The sequence below is a fragment of the Amycolatopsis sp. NPDC058340 genome, from assembly GCF_042723975.1.
GTDB lineage: Bacteria > Actinomycetota > Actinomycetes > Mycobacteriales > Pseudonocardiaceae > Amycolatopsis.
On record NZ_JBHXIB010000004.1, the window covers coordinates 254143 to 268819 of the forward strand.

Below are 14677 nucleotides of genomic sequence, written 5' to 3' on the forward strand. Positions count from 1 at the left end.
GAGGGCACTCACCGGCCTTCGCGCGCCAAGAGTTCCCGGACCCGTTCCTGCAACGCCTCCCTCGGGTACGCGTTCACCTGGGCTCCGGCCATCCGCACCGGGTCGCCGAAGAAGAAGTACTCGTACAGCGACTCCCGTCCGGCGAAGCTCGAGACCGACGCGTCGAACGCGAGCTTGAACAGCCGCGCGCGGTCCTTGGCGGGCAGGGTGGCCGACTGGAGGTAGGTGTCGATGTCGGGACGGCCCTCCGCGTCGAAGTCCGCCTCGCCCGGCAGCGCCATGAGGCCGGAGGCGGAGAACTTGCGGATGATCTCGGTCAGCCGCGGCGAAACCTTGGTCGGGTACCAGTTCCGGGCGGCGTTCAGGACTTCCCACTTGGGCAGGAAGACGCCGTCCTCGCTGAGCTTGCCGTCCGCCTCCGCCGCCCGCAGCACGGCCTTCTCGATCTCGACGTAGGAGATCAGCTCCGACAGGTCCTGCTGGATGTGCTGGAAGCCGCCGATGCCGATCGCGGCGGCGATCTCGCTGGCGAGCCCGAGGTAGAACTCCGTCTTGGCCAGCGTGCGGGTGACGACCTGGTGGGTCATGAGCGCGCCGGCACCGGTCTCGGAGTACCAGGCGTTGCACAGTTCCGGGTGCCCCAGCAGGAAAACCCGTTCGTTCGGGACGAAGACGTCGTCGAACACCACGACCGCGTCCATCTCCTCGAAGCGGGAGGCGAGCGGTTCGTCGAAGTGCGAGCGGCCGTGGTCGAGCCCGGCGCGGCAGAAGTACTTGAGGCCGGGAGCGTCGTTCGGAACGGCGAAAGCGTAGGAATACGGCGCGTCCTCGGGAGTGCCGCGCAAGACGGTCGACGGGAAGACAAGGAGTTCGTCGGCGATCGGCGCGATCGTGGCGAGCATGCGGGCGCCGCGGACGACGATGCCGTCCTCCCGTTCCTCGACCACCTTCGCCGACAGGTTGCCACCACCCTGCTGACTGCCCGAAACCGAACGGTTGACCTGCGGCGGGATCAGGGTGTGCGTCGCGAGCAGATCGTTCTCGCGCGCCATCTCGTAGTACTTCTCGATGCGCTCGCCGTAGACGGGATCGGCCTGGGAGAAGAACTTCTTCGCGGTCGAGAGCGCGGTGAGCGACGAGTTCATGTAGTCGCCGGTGCGCCCGAGGAAACCGTTCGAATACTCCGCCCAGACGGAGAAGGCCGCACGACGGCGTTTGAGGTCTTCTTCGCTGCGCGGCACCAGGAACGACACGCCGACCCGTTCCCCCGTGGTCGGCGATTCGTAGGTGAGGACGTCACGGTGCGCCGGGTCGTGCTGGAGGTCGAACAGCTTCGCGTAGGTCAACGCGTTGTTGCGGAACGCCGGATGCTCGGCGACCTTCGAGGTCACCTTCTCGCCGTCGACGTACAACTCCGGTGTCATCGCGTTGAGTTTGTCGAGGTACTGCTGTCCGGTACGGGCTCCCATGTCGTGCTCCTTCTCGGGTGGACGTCTTTGTCAGAACAGGGATTCGTGACCTTGCGCGGATTCGTGGATGGTCGAGAACTGCCCGTCGACGAAGCCGAGCGCGTCACCGGAGCGGTAGTCGAACTCCCGCACCTCACCGAGGAACAGGGTGTGGTCGCCGCCGTCGTAGGCGGCCCACGGCGTGCAGTCGAACCAGCTCAGGACGCCGGCGAGCCTTGGCGCGTGTCCGCCCTCGACCCATGTCGGCGCGCCTTCCGGAGTCGGGCGGCCGGCGAAGTTCATCGCGAGCGCCTCCTGTTCGGCGCCGAGGACGTTGACCGCGAACGGGCGGCCCGCCAGCAGATCGTGACTTTTGACCGTGCGCTGGATCGAGACGAGCACGAGCGGCGGATCCATCGAGACCGCGGTGAAGGAGTTCACCGTCAGGCCGTGCCGTTTCGTCGCGGCGTCGAAGGTCACCACCGCGACACCCGTCGCGAACCGGCCCAGACAGCCTCGGAAGAACTGCGCGGGCGGCCGATACAGGCTCGAACCCGGCGAAAAACTGGTTTCGCGTGACATCATCGTCGGATCCTGTTCTATAATCGAACAGCCAGTTCAACTATCGAAATGGATCGTATACGATGGTTTCGGACTCCCGCAAGACCGCGAGCACGTCCCAAACGCTCAGCCGTGGCATCCGTGTCCTCGAAGTCCTTGCCGACGCCCAAGAACCGCTCAGTGTCGACGGGATCGCCGAACGGCTCGGCGTGCACCGGTCGATCGCGTACCGGCTCATCCGCACCCTCGAAGAGCACGGGCTCCTCACGCGGGAACCCGCCGGGAAATACGAACTCGGCGCGCGGCTGGCCGCGCTGGCGGCGGGGATCAAACACGATCTGCAGGCCGCGGCGCTGCCCGAACTGACCGCGGTCGCGAACGAACTCGGCATGACGTGTTTCGTGGCGGTGATGGACCGCGAGGAATGCGTGACCCTGGTCAGCGTGGAACCCCGGCACGCCGTCGCGTCCGTCGCGCAGCGCCCGGGGTCCAGGCATCCGTTCACCGCGGGCGCCCCCGGCCGCGCGATTCTTTCCCAGCTCCCGGAAGAGGACTGGCCGGAAGGGATCGAGGAAGTGGCCGAACGCGGCTACGCGGACAGCCACGGCGAGGTGATCGAGAACCTCAGCTCGGTGGCCGTACCGCTCCCCCTGCGCGGCCACGCCCCCGCCGCGCTCGCGGTGGTCTATCTGTCCAGCGCACGAACCCCCGCCGAGCTCGCGGAGCGGCTCAAGGCGGCGGCGAAGGCCGTCCGTGACGCTCTCGGCGGGTGAGCGTCACGGACGGCGGGATCACTTGCCGAACCGGAGAGGGCTGACCGCCTGCTCGGCCTCATGGTCCGGGCCGAGCGGGATTCCCGATCGGTCACGCAGCAACAAGGTGGCGATGAGCCCGATGACGGTCATCCCGGCCAGGTAGACAGCGACGGACACCGAAGTGCCGGTCGTGTCGACCAGCGCCGTGGCGATCGTCGGCGCGAACGCGCCACCGAGGATCGCGCCCAGCGCGTACGAGATCGAAACCCCGGAGAACCGGATGGACGCGGGGAACAGCTCCGCATAGAACGCCGCCTGCTGGCCGTAGGTGAACCCGAGCCCGACGCTGAGGATGATCAAACCCAGCGCGAGCAACAAGATGTTCCCGGTGTCCACCAAGGGGAAAAGCACCGCGATGCCGGCGAGCTGGGCGATCCAGCCGACGACGTAGGTGCGCCGCCTGCCGATCCGGTCGGACACCGCGCCCGCCGCCCACGTCGAGATCAGCCAGGTCGCCGCCGACGCGGTCACCGCCCACAGCACCGGGCCGCGGTCGAGGCCGAGCGGGCCCTTCGGGTTGGTCGCGTAGTTCTGGATGTAGCCGCCGGTGGTCATGTAGCCGACGGCGTTGTTGCCCGCGAACACCAGCGCGGCCACCACCACGAGCACGGCGTGTTTGCGGAACAGCTGGATGATCGGGGTCCGGGTCTGCTCGCGGCGCTCGGCGATCTCACGGAAGACCGGGCTCTCCTCGACCCGGCGCCGCACGTAGTGACCGACCAGGATCAGCCCGACGCTGAGCAGGAACGGGATCCGCCAGCCCCAGTCGAGGAACGCCTGCCCCGGGACGAGCAGGCTGGTCAGCGCCAGCACACCGGAAGCCAGCAGCAGCCCGAGCGGGACACCGATCTGCGGTGAGGCGCCGAAGAGTCCCCGTCGTTTGGACGGCGCGTGCTCGACGGCCATCAGGACGGCGCCGCCCCATTCCCCACCGGCCGAGACACCCTGCAGGATCCGCAGCAGGATCAGCAGAACCGGCGCCAGGACACCGATCTGGTCGAACGTCGGGAGCACACCGATCAGCGTCGTCGCGGCGCCCATCAGGATCAGGGTGAGCACGAGGACCACCCGGCGGCCGTACTTGTCGCCGAAATGCCCGGCGAGGAACGCGCCGAGGGGACGGAACAGGAAGCTCACCCCCACCGTGGCGAAGGAAACGAGCGTGCTGTTCGCCCCGAGGCCGGAGAAGAACAGCTTGCCGAAGACGAGACCGGCCGCGGACGCGTAAACGAAGAAGTCGTACCACTCGACGGTGGTACCGACGACGGTCGCGAAGGCGACCCGGCGCCGGTCGGAGGACGGTGGTGCGGTCCGGCCGGGCGTGCGCTCATCCTGCGTTGGATTCGACACCTTGACTCCTTTGACGTAGGCCTGACGCGAGTGGCGGCCCGTGGGGAAGCCGGGCGAGGCGAAAGCCACTCGGTGACCGCCTTGCCACTGTGGCACGGAATCATATACGTTATTAGATACGAAGCAAGGGTCGAGGATTTCAGGGGAACATGGGCACTTACGAGGCAGCAGCGCCTTCCGGCCGCGCGACAGGTCCGTTGGGCACCCGGCCGGGCAAGATCATCGCCGTCCATCTGAGCTACGCGTCACGCGCGGAGCAGCGCGGACGGCGTCCGGCGAATCCGTCGTACTTCTTCAAGCCGTCGAGCTCGATCGGTGTGTCCGGCGGCACGGTGGAACGCCCGGCCGGCACCGAACTGCTGGCCTTCGAAGGCGAGATCGCGCTGGTCATCGGCACCGCGGCCCGGTGGGTCAAACCGGACCAGGCGTGGGAGCACGTCGCCGCGGTCACCGCCGCGAACGACTTCGGCCTCTACGACCTGCGCGCCGCGGACAAGGGCTCCAACGTCCGGTCCAAGGGCGGCGACGGCTACACCCCGCTCGGCCCCGGCCTCATCGACGCACGCGACGTCGATCCGTCCTCGCTGCGCGTCCGAGCCTGGGTGAACGGCGACCTGGTGCAGGAGGACACCACGGCCGGGCTGCTGTTCCCGTTGCGGCAGTTCGTTTCCGACCTCTCCCAGCACTTCACGCTCGAACCTGGCGACGTCATCCTCACCGGGACCCCGGCGGGCTCGACGGTGGTCTCCCCCGGCGACGTCGTCGTGGTCGAAGTGGACGTTCCCGGCACCTCGGTGAGCAGCGGACGGCTCCACACCACGGTTTCCCAAGGGATCCGGTCCTTTTCGGACATCGGCAGCCTGCCCGAGGTCGACGACAAGCAGCGCGCCGAAGCGTGGGGAACTCCCGCCGAGGAGTCCGTCGCGGAGGACACTCCCGCGCTCAGCGAGCGGCTACGCGCCAAACTGCTGCGCGCGCCGGTCGCGGGATTGTCCGCCCAGCTGCGCAAACGCGGGCTGAACAACGTCGCGATCGACGGCGTACACCCCAATCTGCCCGGTTCGAAAGTCGTCGGCACGGCACGGACGTTGCGTTTCGTCCCGAACCGCGAGGACCTCTTCAAATCGCACGGCGGTGGCTACAACGCCCAGAAACGCCTCTTCGACTCGGTCGGCGCCGGCGAGGTGATCGTCATCGAAGCACGCGGTGACAAGGGATCCGGCACGCTCGGGGACATCCTGGCGTTGCGGGCTCGCTACCTCGGCGCCGCCGGGGTGATCACCGACGGCGGGGTCCGCGACTTCGACGCCGTCGCCGCGACCGGGCTCCCGGTGTTCTCGCAGGGCCCGCATCCGGCGGTCCTCGGCCGCAAGCACGTGCCGTGGGACACCGACGTCGCGATCGCCTGCGGCGGGGCCACCGTACTGCCCGGCGACATCATCGTCGGCGACGACGACGGCGTGGTCGTCATCCCGCCGTCACTGGCCGAAGAGATCACCGACGCGGCGCTCGTCCAGGAGGACGAAGACTCCTGGATCGCCGAGCAGGTCGGACAGGGCCGCCCGATCGAGGGGCTCTTCCCGCTGAACCCGTTGTGGCGGGAAAGGTATGAGGCATGGCAGAAGAAGCAGTGAAGACGACCAGCAAATCCGAACTCGCCTACGAGTGGCTGCGTGAGCGGATCGCCCGGCACGAGTACGGACCCGGCTACCGGCTGGTGCTCGCCGAGATCGCGGGCGCGCTCGACATGAGCGTCGTCCCGGTGCGCGAGGCGATCCGGCGGCTGGAGGCCGAACGGCTGGTGACCTTCGAACGCAACGTCGGCGCGCGCGTGGCGATGGTGGACCAGAACGAGTACGTCCACGCGATGCAGACCCTAGGCGTCGTCGAAGGCGTCGCCACCGCGTTGTCCGCGCCGCAGCTGCCCGAAGAGAACATCGCGCGGGCACGACGGGTGAACGAGCGCATGATCGCGCTGCTGGACCACTTCGACGCGCACGAGTTCACCGCGCTGAACCAGCAGTTCCACTCGCTGCTCTTCGAATGCTGCCCGAACCCGCAGATCCTCGACCTCGTGCACCAGGGCTGGACCCGGCTGTCCGGGCTGCGCGACTCCACGTTCGCGTTCGTGCCCGACCGCGCGCACCGGTCGGTCGAGGAACACGAAGAGATCCTTCGGCTGATCACCGAGAAGGCCGACCCGCTCGACATCGAATTCGCCGCGCGCAATCACCGCTGGGCCACCATGCAGGCCTTTTTGGACGCTCGAGAGCGCGCGAACCGCTGACTGAGGAGGGCTAGTCTTGACCACCACCACTCCCCGGCCGATCCCGGACGGTGTCCCGGAGCGGATCCGGCACTACATCGGCGGCGAACTCGCCGATTCGGCCGACGGTGCCGTCTTCGACGTGCTCGACCCGGTGACCAACGACGTCTACGTCCAGGCCGCCGCGGGGAAGAAGGCCGATATCGACCGCGCCGTCGCCGCCGCGCGGAAGGCGTTCACCGAGGGGCCCTGGCCGAAGCTGCTGCCGCGCGAGCGCTCGCGCGTGCTCAACCGCATCGCCGATCTCGTCGAGTCTCGGGACAAGCGGCTGGCCACGCTGGAAAGCTTCGACTCCGGTCTGCCGATCTCGCAGGCGCTGGGCCAGGCGCGCCGGGCCGCGGAGAACTTCCGGTTCTTCGCCGACCTGATCGTCGCGCAGGCCGACGACACCTACAAGGTGCCGGGCCGCCAGGTGAACTACGTCAACCGCAAGCCGATCGGTGTCGCCGGACTGATCACGCCGTGGAACACGCCGTTCATGCTGGAGTCGTGGAAACTCGCGCCCGCGCTGGCGACCGGCAACACCGTGGTGCTCAAGCCCGCGGAGTTCACCCCGCTCTCCGCGTCGCTGTGGGCCGAGATCTTCGAGGAGGCCGGGCTGCCGCCGGGCGTGTTCAACCTCGTCAACGGCTTCGGTGAGGACGCCGGCGACGCGCTGGTGAAGCATCCGGACGTCCCGCTGATCTCGTTCACCGGCGAGAGCGGCACCGGCAGCCTGATCTTCGGCAACGCGGCGCCGTTCCTCAAAGGACTGTCGATGGAACTGGGCGGCAAGTCGCCCGCCATCGTCTTCGCCGACGCCGATCTGGAGACCGCGATCGACGCGACGATCTTCGGCGTGTTCTCGCTCAACGGCGAACGCTGCACCGCGGGCAGCCGGATCCTGGTCGAGCGCGCGATCTACGACGAATTCGTCGAGCGCTACGCCGCGCAGGCCAAGCGGGTCAAGGTCGGCGACCCGAGCGACCCCGCGACCGAGGTCGGCGCGCTGGTGCACCCCGAGCACTACGACAAGGTCATGAAGTACATCGAGATCGGGAAGACCGAGGGCAGGCTGGTCGCCGGCGGCGGCCGTCCGGACGGCTTCCCGACCGGGAACTACGTGGCGCCGACGGTGTTCGCCGACGTCAAACCGGACGCCCGGATCTTCCAGGAGGAGATCTTCGGCCCGGTCGTCGCGATCACGCCGTTCGACAGCGAGGAAGAGGCGCTCGAGCTCGCGAACAACACGAAGTACGGGCTCGCGGCCTACGTCTGGACCAACGACCTCAAGCGGGCGCACAACTTCGCGCAGTCCGTCGAAGCGGGCATGGTGTGGCTCAACTCGAACAACGTCCGCGATCTGCGCACGCCCTTCGGCGGGGTGAAGGCGTCCGGGCTGGGGCACGAGGGCGGCTACCGCTCGATCGACTTCTACACCGACCAGCAGGCGGTGCACATCAACCTCGGCGAGGTGCACAACCCCGCCTTCGGCAAGGGCTGACCCCCACTGTCCACAAAGGATGACGCAATGAAGCCGATCCCCACCCCGAAATCGCCGCCGCCGGACGTCCTGCGCTGCGCGTACATGGAACTCGTCGTCACCGATCTGGCGCGTTCGCGCGCTTTCTACGCCGACGTGCTGGGCCTGACAGTGACCGAAGAGGACGAGACCACGGTCAGCCTCCGTACGATCGACGAGTTCATCCACCACAACCTCGTGCTGCGCCAGGGACCGGTCGCGGCGGTCGCCGCCTTCTCGTACCGGGTGCGGGCACCCGAGGATCTGGACAAGGCCGTCGCGTTCTACACCGAACTGGGCTGCCGGGTCGAACGCCGTGCGGATGGCTACACGAAGGGCATCGGGGACTCGGTGCGGGTGCAGGACCCGCTCGGCTTCCCGCTCGAGTTCTTCCACGACGTCCAGCACGTCGACAGGCTCAGCTGGCGCTACGACCTGCACGTCCCGGGCGCGCTGGTCCGGCTCGACCATTTCAACCAGGTCACGCCGGACGTCCCGCTCGCGGTGAAGCATATGGAAGACCTCGACTTCCGGGTCACCGAAGACATCCAGGACGAACAAGGCACCACCTACGCGGCCTGGATGCGCCGCAAGCCGACCGTGCACGACACCGCGATGACCGGCGGCGACGGGCCGCGGATGCACCACGTCGCCTTCGCCACGCACGAAAAGCACAACATCCTGTCCATCTGCGACAAACTCGGTTCGCTGCGGATGTCGGACCACATCGAGCGCGGACCGGGCAGGCACGGCGTCTCCAACGCGTTCTACCTATACCTGCGCGACCCCGACGGGCACCGCGTCGAGATCTACACGCAGGACTACTACACCGGTGACCCCGACAACCCGGTCGTCACCTGGGACGTGCACGACAACCAGCGCCGCGACTGGTGGGGCACGCCGGTGGTCCCGTCGTGGTACACCGACGCCTCGCTGGTGCTCGACCTCGACGGCAAGCCGCAACCCGTCGTGGCGCGGACCGACGACAGCGAGCTGGAGGTCACCATCGGCGCCGACGGCTTCTCCTACACCCGCAAGGGTGACGACGAAGGCGAACTGCCGGCCTGGAAACAGGGCGAGTACAAACTCGGCAACCAGCTCTGAGGCGGGGACATGCTCGAACAGGAAACGATCACCGCGATCGCCGACGAACTGGCGGCCGCGGAGGAGGCGCGGGAGACGATCCCGCTGCTGACGGCGCGCTATCCGGACATGACCGTCGAGGACTCGTACGCCGTGCAGAACGAATGGCGGCGCCGGGGTATCGCGGCGGGACGCCGTCCGGTCGGGCGCAAGATCGGGCTCACGTCGAAGGTCATGCAGGCCGCCACCGGGATCACCGAACCCGACTACGGCGCCATCTTCGCGGACATGGTGTTCGAGAACGGCTCCGTGATCGAGCACAGCCGGTTCTCGAACGTCCGCATCGAGGTCGAGCTGGCCTTCGTGCTCCGTGATTCCCTCGCCGGGCCGGACACCACGGTGTTCGACGTATTACGGGCGACCGAATACGTCGTGCCCGCGCTGGAGATCCTGTCGTCGCGGATCGAGATGGCGGGCCGGACCATCGTGGACACGATCAGCGACAACGCGGCCATGGGCGGAATGGTCTACGGCGGCAACCCTGTCGCCGTGGACGCCGTCGACCTGCGGTGGGTGTCGGCGCTGTTGTACCGCAACGAAACCATCGAGGAATCCGGTGTCGCCGCCGCGGTGCTGAACCATCCCGCGAACGGCGTCGCCTGGCTGGCGAACAAACTCGCCCAGCACGGTGACAAACTCGATCCGGGCGACATCGTGCTGGCCGGGTCGTTCACACGGCCGATGTGGGTGCACCCGGGCGACACCGTGACCGCCGACTACCGGGAGCTGGGGGCGATCACATGCCGCTTCGTCTAGATCCGCCGTTCCGGGATCAGCTGGGCGAGCGGCCGCGGATCGGCATGTGGGTCACGTCGGGCAGCCCGGTCGTCGCGGAGATCTGCGCGGGCTCGGGGCTCGACTGGCTGCTCGTCGACACCGAGCACTCCCCCGCCGGGCTGGAGACCGTGCAATCGTTGCTGCAGACGATCGCCGCCTATCCGATCACGCCGGTGGTGCGCGCTCCGTCCGGTGACGCCGTCGCACTGAAGCAACTGCTCGACCTGGGCGCGCAGAACCTGTTGGTGCCCATGGTCGACAACGCGGAAGAGGCGCAGGCCGTCGTGCGGGCGGTCCGCTATCCGCCGCGAGGCGTGCGCGGGGTCGGCAGCGCCCTGTCGAGGTCCGCGCGCTGGAACCGGGTCGAGGACTACCTCGCGAAGGCCGAGCAGTTCACGTCACTGTTCGTCCAGATCGAGTCGACGGCGGGGGTCGCCGCCGCCGCCGGGATCGCCGCTGTCGACGGCGTCGACGGGGTGTTCGTCGGACCGTCCGACCTGGCCGCCTCGATGGGCTTGCTCGGACAGCAGACGCACCCCGATGTCACGGCGGCCGTCTTGGGCACTTTCGAGGCCGTCCTTGCTCAGGGAAAACCAGTCGGCGTCAACGCGTTCGACCAGGCACAAGCTCAGCGTTATCTCGACGCCGGCGCTTCGTTCGTCCTGGTCGGCGCCGATGTCACGCTGCTCGCCCAAGGTTCGGAGGCGCTCGCGCGGCGGCATCAGGCCTAAGGTCTTGGGCATGATCCCGTGGCTGCTCGACTCCGATCCCGCCCTTCGCTGGCAGGTGGAACGCGATCTCGCCAACGAACCGGCCGAGGTCTGGGAGGCGACGCGGGCACGGATCGCGACCGAAGGCTTCGGCGCGCGTCTGCTCGCCCACCAGGACCCGGACGGCCAGTGGGCGGGCGGCGCGTTCTTCCCCGCCGGATTCACCGGACAGGAGGACGGGCAGCCCTGGACGGCGACGACGTGGTCGCTGAACACCCTGCGGGAGTGGGGCATGGACGCCGGTGTCCTGCGCGGGACAGCCGAACTCCTCGCTCGGAACAGCCGGTGGGAGTACGACGATCTCCCGTACTGGGGTGGCGAGGTCGACTGCTGCATCAACGCGTGGACCCTCGCGAACGGCCTGTGGCTCGGCGCCGACGTCGCCCCACTCGCGTCGTGGTTCTCGGAGCATCGGCAACCCGACGGTGGCTGGAACTGCGAATGGGTCTCGGGGTCTCGGCGTTCATCAGTGCACTCGACGCTGAACTCGCTCAAGGGCCTGCTCGCCTTCGAGTCCGCCACCGGCGGCACTCCGGCTTCGCGGGCCGCGCGGCGCTCGGGTGAGGAGTATCTGCTGGAGCGCGGCTTGTTCCGGCGACTGTCGACCGGTTCGGTCATCGCGCCGTGGATCACGGTGTTCGCTTACCCGTTCCGCTGGTTCTACGACGTGCTGAACGCGGCCGACTACTTCCGTGAGGCCTCACTGCACGACGGCACGGCACCGGACCGCCGGATGACCGAGGCCGTCGAACGCATCCGTGCCGCGCGGCAGCCGGACGGGACCTGGCTGCAAGCCCACCGGCACACCGGGCGGGTGTGGTTCGAGGTCGATGTCGCGGCGGGTGAGCCGTCGAAGTGGCTGACGCTGTATGGCACCCGGGTGCTGAACTGGTGGAATTCGGCGGCTTAGCCTCAGACGCCTTCTGAGGTGCTGTGGCCGGCCGGGCCGTGAAGGCCTCCTCTGTCACCTCCCGGGCTGGCGTCCCGTGGTGATCAGCCTGCTGTGCTCTCAAGGGAAAGGTGATCGGAGGCGGTGCGATTCTGTCCTGGGGCTCACCCGACCATCCGGGTGGGTAAGACTCGATGATCGCGGCCTTGGCCACCGAAGTTCGCCCTGCGGGCATGGTGAGGGGCCCGTCGCCTGGGTGGGTGGCTGGCGGGCTCCTCGATGGTTCAGATGTGATGGAGGGTGTTGCGGCGGGGTTGTCGGAGCGGGTCCCGGTATTGGGGTGGGACGAATTCCGGTAGCCCGTCGGCGGCTATGCGTACTTCCCAGTCGCCGTGGTGAATCAACCGATGGTGGAAGCCGCAGAGCAGCACGAGATTCCGGAGGTCGGTGGGTCCGCCGTCTGCCCAGTGCTCAATATGATGAGCGTGGCAATTCTTCGGCTTTCTGTGGCATCCCGGGAACGCGCAGCCTCCGTCCCGGATGTTGAGCGCCCTGCGTTGGCCGGGCGTGACGAACCGTCTCAGGCGCCCCATATCCAGTGGCTCACCCGAGGTGCTCATCACGACCGGCAACATCAGGCAGTCGCAGGCCGCGAGCCGCGCTTCCCGAGCGGTCATGGTGCCGACGAAGTCGAGACACGCGGTGCCGAGGCCGGATTTGAGTTCGTCGAGTCCGATGGTGACGTTCACGAGGGTGCGGTAGCCGCTGGTGCCGGGCTGGTCCGGGCAGGCGATCGCCAGGTCCAGCAGATCAACCCAGGCGTCTCCCATGCGTTCGCATTTCATCCGCAGGTCGGCTTGCCCGAATTCGTCGACTGGGCGTGGCCGGGCGTGTGCTTCTAGGGCGGCGGCGGTGCGGGCCCCGGTCTCGTCGTCGAGCAGGCCGGTCAGCTTCCAGAACCCGTCCTTGCGGCGTTCCAGGGTGAGTTCGCGGCGTGGCTCTTTCGGTTCGGGGTCTTTGGGTTCTTTGCCGTCGGGGTCGAGCCAGCCCAGCAGGTTCGCTTCGGCCTTGGTGAGCTGTGCGGGTCCAGCGTTCGGGGCGAGGTCGGCCAGGATCTTCTCCGCGGTCGCCCGATCCTCAGCAGACGTGTCGGCGGGGAGCCGTTTCAGGATCTCCAGGATCTGATCGATCCGTTCGTTCCCGATCAGTCCTTCGGCGGCGACGGCGGCAGTGGCGGGCGCGACGGGCGGAACCTCGGTGCCATCCAGAGTCCGGGTGGGGTTCAGCGCGATGGCCCGTTTCACCACCGCACCGGCCTCGCCGCGCGACAAGCCCGCCAGATCCGCGAGCCAGCTGGCCGTACTGCCGTGGCCGTACAAGTCTTTGACGCCCCGAGACTCGATCTCCGCCAAGAACCGCCCCAACGCGGCAGTCGCCACCCGGATCACCTGCAAGGACTGCTGCACGCCATGGGCAAGCTCCAGCTTGCCGGCACGCCACAGCTCCTGCGGCAACTCGGGAAGAAAGGTCTCGGACACCACTCAATAATACCACTTTCTATCGAACACGTGTTCGTAATTTTAAGCGACCAACAAAACCGCACGAACAACACTGAAGAGTGATTTCGTTCAGTCCGCCAGCCCGACTCGGTAACCCTCGCGTTCCACAGTGCCAAGGAACGACCGCAACACCACTACCAGCAGCAACAGAGCCAACCCACTCACTCGCCGAAAAACGGCAAACCGAATCAGCCGACCTCAGCCGTTTCACTCACCTTCCCCGGGAGCCGAAACGCCGCCACAACTCCACCAACAGCGACCAGCCCCACAAACCCGAACACCACACCGAAAGCCAACCCCGGCCTGGCTTCCAGCCCCGCCAGAATCGCCCCGGTCACCGCGACCCCACCCACCGCGCCCACCTGTCTGACCGTGTTGAACAGACCCGAGGCGCCACCCGCGGCGTCCGGCTCGACGGACGCCATCGCGATGGCGGACAGCGGTGACCACGCCATCGCGTTCGCAGCGCCCAAAAGCGCGGCCCCCACCGAGATCCACCATGGATTCAGGCTCAACGCCACCACCAGCCCGATGAGCAGCAAACTCGTCGCGAGCAAGGTCATGCCGAGGATCGCCGGCCTGCGCCCACCCACCTGGTCGACCCAACGGCCTGCCTGCGGCGAAAGCAGGATCGCGACGATGGCGTCCGGCGCGAGGACCATCGCGGCCTCGATCGGCCCGAAGCCTCGTATTTCTTGGATGTAGAGCATGGTGGGAAGCGCCATCGCGAGGACTGTCGCGCCGAGCGACGCCATCGCCAGGCTCGCGGACAGGTACCCCGAAGACCGATACAGGTGCAACGGCGCGAGCGCCTCCGTGCCTTGCCTGCGTTCTTGAAACCAAAAACCGGCCAGGAGCACGACGGCGAGGGCCGCGGCGGGCAACGAGAACGAACCCCAGGACAGCAGAGCCCAGACGAGAAGGCTCAGCCCGGCCGTGCTCAACGTGGCGCCGAGCAGGTCGAAACGGGCGGTGCCTCCTGGGCATCCCGGAATCAGGCGAACGCCCATGACCACGGCCACCGCGCAGAGCGGCACATTGACCCAGAAGATCCAGCGCCAATCCAGACTCGCGGTCAGCAGTCCGCCCAGCACCGGACCGAGCAGGGTGGCGGCCGCCGCGACCGAGCCCCAGATACCGAATGCACGGCCTCTTTCATGGCCGGCGAAGAGACGGCGAATCAGCGTGAGCGGTTGAGGGGACATCGCGGCGGCGGCCAATCCTTGCAGGATCCGGAAGGCGATGAGCCATCCGATCGATGGCGCGATCCCGCACAGCGCGGAGGCGACGGCGAAGCCTCCCATGCCGAAAAGGTAGACATGCTTCGGGTCGAAGAGGTCGCCGAGCCTGCCGGCCACCAGCAGCGGGACCGAGAACGCGAGCAGGTAGCCCGCCGTCACCCAGAACAGCGCCGAGACATCCCCACCGAGGTCGGCTTGAATGCTCGGGCTCGCCACGGCGACGATCGTCGTGTCGAGCAGGAGCACGAAGAATCCCGCCAGCAGAGCCGCGAGGCCACCCCATCGAGAAGATGTCAT

Annotated in this window: 13 protein-coding genes; 8 read left to right on the forward strand and 5 right to left on the reverse strand. The window is 67.8% G+C overall.

Features of this window, described 5'->3' with window-relative positions; genetic code table 11:
* Positions 1–8 precede the first annotated feature (8 nt).
* On the reverse strand, positions 9–1469 hold the full coding sequence (gene hpaB, locus ACFWIW_RS07860) for a 4-hydroxyphenylacetate 3-monooxygenase, oxygenase component (RefSeq protein WP_378367715.1): 1461 nt from the start codon (positions 1467–1469) through the stop codon (positions 9–11).
* A 30-nt stretch (positions 1470–1499) separates the two neighbouring features.
* Positions 1500–2033, reverse strand: a complete 534-nt coding sequence (locus ACFWIW_RS07865) for a flavin reductase family protein (protein ID WP_378367716.1) — start codon at positions 2031–2033, stop codon at positions 1500–1502.
* A gap of 59 nt (positions 2034–2092) precedes the next feature.
* On the opposite strand from ACFWIW_RS07865, the gene ACFWIW_RS07870 reads away from it, so the two are divergent.
* Positions 2093–2782: an IclR family transcriptional regulator gene (locus ACFWIW_RS07870; protein WP_378367717.1), complete on the forward strand. Its 690-nt coding sequence runs from the start codon at positions 2093–2095 to the stop codon at positions 2780–2782.
* A gap of 18 nt (positions 2783–2800) precedes the next feature.
* On the opposite strand, the gene ACFWIW_RS07875 is transcribed toward ACFWIW_RS07870, so the two are convergent.
* Positions 2801–4174: an MFS transporter gene (locus tag ACFWIW_RS07875; protein WP_378367718.1), complete on the reverse strand. Its 1374-nt coding sequence runs from the start codon at positions 4172–4174 to the stop codon at positions 2801–2803.
* Positions 4175–4323: 149 nt separating this feature from the next.
* Between ACFWIW_RS07875 and ACFWIW_RS07880 the strand changes: the two genes are divergently transcribed.
* Genes ACFWIW_RS07880 through ACFWIW_RS07910 form a run of 7 tightly spaced genes read left to right on the forward strand, consistent with a single transcriptional unit; the run spans position 4324 to position 11601 of the window.
* Positions 4324–5808, forward strand: coding sequence for a fumarylacetoacetate hydrolase family protein (locus tag ACFWIW_RS07880; protein ID WP_378367719.1), 1485 nt, complete (start codon positions 4324–4326; stop codon positions 5806–5808).
* Positions 5790–6461, forward strand: a complete 672-nt coding sequence (locus ACFWIW_RS07885; RefSeq protein ID WP_378367720.1) for a GntR family transcriptional regulator — start codon at positions 5790–5792, stop codon at positions 6459–6461. Before ACFWIW_RS07880 ends, ACFWIW_RS07885 begins: the two co-directional genes overlap by 19 nt.
* Positions 6462–6477: 16 nt before the next feature.
* Positions 6478–7983, forward strand: coding sequence for a 5-carboxymethyl-2-hydroxymuconate semialdehyde dehydrogenase (gene hpaE / locus ACFWIW_RS07890; protein ID WP_378367721.1), 1506 nt, complete (start codon positions 6478–6480; stop codon positions 7981–7983).
* A gap of 27 nt (positions 7984–8010) precedes the next feature.
* Positions 8011–9105: a 3,4-dihydroxyphenylacetate 2,3-dioxygenase gene (gene hpaD, locus ACFWIW_RS07895; RefSeq protein ID WP_378367722.1), complete on the forward strand. Its 1095-nt coding sequence runs from the start codon at positions 8011–8013 to the stop codon at positions 9103–9105.
* A gap of 9 nt (positions 9106–9114) precedes the next feature.
* Positions 9115–9900: a 2-oxo-hept-4-ene-1,7-dioate hydratase gene (gene hpaH, locus ACFWIW_RS07900; protein ID WP_378367723.1), complete on the forward strand. Its 786-nt coding sequence runs from the start codon at positions 9115–9117 to the stop codon at positions 9898–9900.
* Positions 9885–10652, forward strand: a complete 768-nt coding sequence (locus tag ACFWIW_RS07905; RefSeq protein WP_378367724.1) for an HpcH/HpaI aldolase/citrate lyase family protein — start codon at positions 9885–9887, stop codon at positions 10650–10652. The genes hpaH and ACFWIW_RS07905 overlap by 16 nt, the downstream gene beginning before the upstream one ends.
* Before the next feature lie 10 nt (positions 10653–10662).
* Positions 10663–11601, forward strand: coding sequence for a squalene cyclase (locus ACFWIW_RS07910; protein ID WP_378367725.1), 939 nt, complete (start codon positions 10663–10665; stop codon positions 11599–11601).
* Positions 11602–11864: 263 nt separating this feature from the next.
* Here ACFWIW_RS07910 and ACFWIW_RS07915 read toward each other — a convergent pair whose 3' ends face one another.
* Both ACFWIW_RS07915 and ACFWIW_RS07920 read right to left on the reverse strand, forming a co-directional pair.
* Positions 11865–13118, reverse strand: coding sequence for a DUF222 domain-containing protein (locus tag ACFWIW_RS07915; protein ID WP_378367726.1), 1254 nt, complete (start codon positions 13116–13118; stop codon positions 11865–11867).
* 209 nt (positions 13119–13327) lie between these two features.
* Positions 13328–14677 (reverse strand): MFS transporter, encoded by a 1350-nt coding sequence (locus ACFWIW_RS07920; RefSeq protein ID WP_378367789.1) that lies wholly within the window; start codon positions 14675–14677, stop codon positions 13328–13330.

What these genes read in the sequence shown, in the direction of transcription:
- ACFWIW_RS07920 (WP_378367789.1), bottom strand. Translation starts at nt 14,677, where the DNA reads ATGACATCTTCTCGATGGGGTGGCCTCGCGGCTCTGCTGGCGGGATTC.
- ACFWIW_RS07885 (WP_378367720.1), top strand. Translation starts at nt 5,790, where the DNA reads ATGGCAGAAGAAGCAGTGAAGACGACCAGCAAATCCGAACTCGCCTAC.
- ACFWIW_RS07910 (WP_378367725.1), top strand. Translation starts at nt 10,663, where the DNA reads ATGATCCCGTGGCTGCTCGACTCCGATCCCGCCCTTCGCTGGCAGGTG.
- hpaH (WP_378367723.1), top strand. Translation starts at nt 9,115, where the DNA reads ATGCTCGAACAGGAAACGATCACCGCGATCGCCGACGAACTGGCGGCC.
- ACFWIW_RS07865 (WP_378367716.1), bottom strand. Translation starts at nt 2,033, where the DNA reads ATGATGTCACGCGAAACCAGTTTTTCGCCGGGTTCGAGCCTGTATCGG.
- ACFWIW_RS07905 (WP_378367724.1), top strand. Translation starts at nt 9,885, where the DNA reads ATGCCGCTTCGTCTAGATCCGCCGTTCCGGGATCAGCTGGGCGAGCGG.
- hpaD (WP_378367722.1), top strand. Translation starts at nt 8,011, where the DNA reads ATGAAGCCGATCCCCACCCCGAAATCGCCGCCGCCGGACGTCCTGCGC.
- ACFWIW_RS07870 (WP_378367717.1), top strand. Translation starts at nt 2,093, where the DNA reads ATGGTTTCGGACTCCCGCAAGACCGCGAGCACGTCCCAAACGCTCAGC.
- ACFWIW_RS07880 (WP_378367719.1), top strand. Translation starts at nt 4,324, where the DNA reads ATGGGCACTTACGAGGCAGCAGCGCCTTCCGGCCGCGCGACAGGTCCG.
- hpaB (WP_378367715.1), bottom strand. Translation starts at nt 1,469, where the DNA reads ATGGGAGCCCGTACCGGACAGCAGTACCTCGACAAACTCAACGCGATG.